The 4,201-nt window shown below is 60.3% G+C and carries 4 protein-coding genes and 1 pseudogene; 2 read left to right on the forward strand and 3 right to left on the reverse strand.

Translation table 11 applies throughout. The features are described 5' to 3' along the window. A partial coding sequence (locus tag ACC569_RS14140) for a sulfite exporter TauE/SafE family protein (protein ID WP_372524171.1) occupies positions 1-1,042 on the reverse strand: 1,042 nt, incomplete at its 3' end. Positions 1,043-1,051: 9 nt separating this feature from the next. Next, positions 1,052-1,291, reverse strand: a complete 240-nt coding sequence (locus ACC569_RS14145) for a hypothetical protein (protein WP_372524172.1) — start codon at positions 1,289-1,291, stop codon at positions 1,052-1,054. A gap of 317 nt (positions 1,292-1,608) precedes the next feature. Between ACC569_RS14145 and ACC569_RS14150 the strand changes: the two genes are divergently transcribed. After that, positions 1,609-2,958 (forward strand): citrate transporter, encoded by a 1,350-nt coding sequence (locus ACC569_RS14150; protein WP_372524173.1) that lies wholly within the window; start codon positions 1,609-1,611, stop codon positions 2,956-2,958. 13 nt (positions 2,959-2,971) lie between these two features. Here ACC569_RS14150 and ACC569_RS14155 read toward each other — a convergent pair whose 3' ends face one another. Beyond that, entirely contained in the window at positions 2,972-3,769 is a 798-nt protein-coding gene (locus tag ACC569_RS14155; RefSeq protein WP_372524174.1) for an inner membrane protein YpjD, read from the reverse strand. Positions 3,770-4,027: 258 nt separating this feature from the next. On the opposite strand from ACC569_RS14155, the pseudogene ACC569_RS14160 reads away from it, so the two are divergent. Then, positions 4,028-4,201: pseudogene (locus ACC569_RS14160) on the forward strand (3',5'-cyclic-nucleotide phosphodiesterase); the annotation flags it as partial.

The following is a 4,201-nucleotide window of genomic DNA, read 5'->3' on the forward strand; positions in this document are numbered from 1 at the left end:
CCTCGCGGCGCTGGAGACTGATGCCGCGCCACAAAGCCGAGAACACGATCGCGGCGCCGCTCGTCAGCGCCGCGATCAGCACCACGAAGCTGATGTTCTTGAGCGCGCCGGGAAGATGCGGTGCGAGCTTGTCGATCAGCTCGAGTTCCGAAAGATAGACGGGGATGACGATGGCGCGCGAAACCAGCACCAGTACCATGATCACGCCCATGACCATCTTGATCATGTGCGGTTTGACGTAGGTGGTGCCGATCGCGCCGAGCTGGACGCCGAAGAGCGAGCCGGCGAGGATGATCATCGCCATTCGGATGTCGACGAGTCCGCTCCAGGCAAATTTCATGGTGCCGCCGACGCCCATGACGAAGGCGGTTACAAGCTCGGTGGCGGAAGCCATGAGCGCGGGCGCGCCGAGCACGTAGTGCATGGCCGGGACGCCGATGAAGCCACCGACCGCGATGGTGGCGGCGAGCATGCCGGTGGCGAAACCGAGCGGAAGCGTGAACAGCACTGATACGCGCGCGTTCAGGCTCTTAAAGTAAACCATCGTTCCGGGAATGTGGATAGATTGCACCCAGCGGGCGAGGCGGATGACTTTTTCTTCCTCATCGTTGGCGGAATCCCGCGTCTTTATGGCGTCCCACAACATGTAGCTGCCGATGATGCCGAGGATGATCACGAACGCGAGACTGACGTACAGATTGGAACCGGCGTCGCCGAAGCGACGGTGAATGGTTTCCTGAATATGCGCGCCATATATAACGCCGGCCTCGGCGGAGACGCCGAGCACCAGTCCGAGCTTCACGTCCACCTGGCCGTACCTGGCGCGCTTGATGGCGCCGACCAGGGCCTTCGGAAATTTGTGGCAGATGTTGGAGGCGACGGCGACGATACCGGGCACGCCCATGCTCATCATGGCCGGCGTGAGCACGAAAGCGCCGCCCGAGCCGATGAAACCGCTTACCAGCCCGCCGATGAAACCGACAACGAGCAGATAGGTGACGTCGAGCGCGTTCAGCGAAATGAAATTTGTCGCTATTTCCATGCCGCCTCCCTATTTCCTCGCCTTGATGCCGAGGATGTCCCAGAAGTGGCCGGTGAATGTTCCGTGGACATAAGAGAACACGAAGGCGATCGCCACGGGCGCGATGAAGTACCAGCCGCCCCGCGAGGTAAACGCGAGAATTGAATCCTCGAACAGGTACAGCACGAAGTAGAGCGCCACGGACACGAGCCCGTACAATGCGGCTCGCGTGAGCGGTTTGCCCGCGCCAGTCGTGGAGGAATCAGTCATGTCAGGCCCCTTAGTATTATTGATACATGCCGGTTTCGACGAGTGTCAGCACCACCCACGGCGGCATCAGACCCGCCCGAGCAGTATTTCTAACACAAACTTGCTGCCGAAGTAAGCGAACTGGCGGCGCGGGTAACCCCTGGCCGCTGAAGTTGTCCATCCTGGTAACGTAGTCAGGTATTTTTATGGATGCTTATTTGACGAGAGTGACTGGCACATTCACCAAGCGCAGGACCTTGGTGGCCACGGAACCGAGCAGCAGGCCTTATACATTTAGTCGCCCTCTGGATAAGAAAATCGATAATATACCCAATCCAATGAGATCGAACTTGGTTATGATCCGCGCCACGAAATTGCCGCTACTCTTCGCCGGCTTGTTATTCACATTCCCCGCCCACGCCGCCGAAGCCCCGGCCCTGTTTGGCATCCCTATCGAGTTCATTCTGTTTGGGCTGACTTTGCTGGGCGTGGCGCTGTTTCACCACCACACCCTGGCGGTCGCGCTGTCCGGGCTGTTCACGATTACGCTCTACAAGCTGCTGGTCACCGGCTTCCATGCCGGCAGCGGCCTTGCCGGATTTCTCGGGCACCTGCAACACGAATGGGTGGTGCTGACCAACCTGCTCGGACTGCTGCTGGGATTTGCCCTGCTGTCGCGCCACTTCGAGGAAAGCCAAATACCGAAGATACTGCCGTGCTGGCTGCCGGACGACTGGAAGGGCGGTTTCATGCTGCTGGTGATGGTGTTCGTGCTGTCTTCGTTTCTGGACAACATCGCCGCCGCACTGATCGGCGGCACCGTCGCCGCCAGCGTGTTTCACCGCCGCGTGCACATCGGTTATCTCGCCGCCATCGTCGCCGCCTCCAACGGCGGCGGCTCAGGCAGCGTGGTGGGTGACACCACCACGACCATGATGTGGATCGACGGGGTGAGTCCTGCCGATGTTTTCCACGCCTATGCGGCGGCGATTCCGGCCCTGCTGTTCTTCGGTGTGTTCGCGGCGCGGCAGCAACAAGCTTTTGCCCCGATCCAGAAGGATGCCAGCGCCGGCGCCCGGGTGGACTGGGCGCGGGTGGCTATCGTGGTCTGGATCCTGGCTGCGGCCATCGGCACCAATGTCATCATCAACACCCGCTATGCGGAATTCTCCGACGCCTTCCCGTTCCTCGGCGCGGCGGTATGGGTTGCCCTGCTGCTTGCCATGCCGCTGCGCAAGCCGGAGTGGAGTCTCATGCCCGAGGCCATCAAGGGCAGCGTATTCCTGCTTTCATTGGTGTTATGCGCTTCCATGATGCCGGTGGAAAAACTACCCGCCGCCTCCTGGCAGACCGCCTTTGGCCTGGGTTTCGTCTCGGCGGTGTTCGACAACATTCCACTCACCGCCTTGGCTCTCAAGCAGGGGGGTTATGACTGGGGAGCACTGGCCTATGGCGTGGGCTTTGGCGGTTCCATGATCTGGTTCGGTTCCTCCGCCGGCGTGGCCCTGTCAAATCTTTTTCCGGAAGCCCGGTCCGTCGGCGCCTGGCTGAAGAGCGGCTGGCATGTCACCGTCGCTTACATCATCGGTTTCTTCGTCATGCTGACCGTAGTCGGCTGGCATCCGCATGCGCCGCATAAAATGACGCCGGCAATACACAATGAACATCCTGTTTCATTGAACCAGTAAATGGAGAAAAGCTTTAGCGGTGCAGAATGACTTCCAGCACAAACTTGCTGCCGAAATATGCCAGCAGGAGCAGCGCAAAGCCGCCCAGGGTCCAGTGAATCGCCGGGCGACCGCGCCAGCCCAAGCGCCAACGGCCGATCAGCAGGACTGCATAAACGATCCACGCGAGCTCCGCCAGCACCATATGATGAGTAAACTTGAACGGCTGGCCGAAGATGGCTTCGGCAAAGAACGAGCCGCTGATCAGTGTGAGCGTGAGCAGCACGAAACCGAAACCGATCATCTGGAACATCACGCTTTCCATGGTCTGCATGGGCGGCAGCGCGCGGATGAATCCGCCCGGGTGTTTGCTCCGCAAGTGGCGTTCCTGCATCAGCAGCATCAGACTCTGTGCCGCGGCCAGGCACATCAGGCTGTAGGCCAGGATCGCCACGACCATGTGTACCGCCGATGCGCTGGAGTGCAGAGGCAGAGACATGCGCCCGGGCCACAGCCACTCGACCAGCACCGTGAGGCCGGCAACGGGCATGACAAGGATGCCGAGGTTGTCGACCGGGCGAATGATCGAGGTGACGAGATACAGCGCCGCAATGACACAGGCCACGAGCGAGAAGGCCGGCGTGAGCGCGAGATTCAGGCCATGTTCCTGCCACAGGCGCGTGTACAGCAGCGTCGCATGCAGCACGACCGCGCCGAGCCCGAGACTCAAAATGCCGATTTTGGCGCTTCCGGTTACCACTTCCCCGCGCGCCAGACGCAGGCCAAGCAATCCCGCGGCGCTGAGGTACAGCGCCAAGGCGAGGAAATTCATGACAGGATTGGTCATAATAATAAATGTCGCCCTACTGCGTTCGTCTGGCCATAATGTGGGCGCATGATGGCACAGGTTGCTCCGCCTTTGAAGTGCAATAGGGGTGAGGCGGAGTCTTCGCGAATGCACTTAACGTGCATTCGCGCCGTCGAACGCCGCGCCACGGATGGCGCGGCTGGGGTTGGTCGAAGTTATGTTGGCCTCGCCATGGAAGGCAGGTGAGAACAGTACAAACCTGAGAGATCAGCATAAAGACAGATGAAAATCCGGATTCTGGGAGCCAGCGGCGGTATCGGCGCGCAGGCGCGCACGACGTCGATTCTGGTGGATCATGACATCCTCATCGATGCGGGCACCGGCGTCGGCGATCTCACGCTGGAGGAAATGCGCGCCATCGACCACGTGTTTCTGACCCATTCGCATCTCGATCAC

It is taken from the genome of Sulfuricaulis sp., assembly GCF_041499725.1.
Taxonomy (GTDB): Bacteria; Pseudomonadota; Gammaproteobacteria; order Acidiferrobacterales; family Sulfurifustaceae; genus Sulfuricaulis.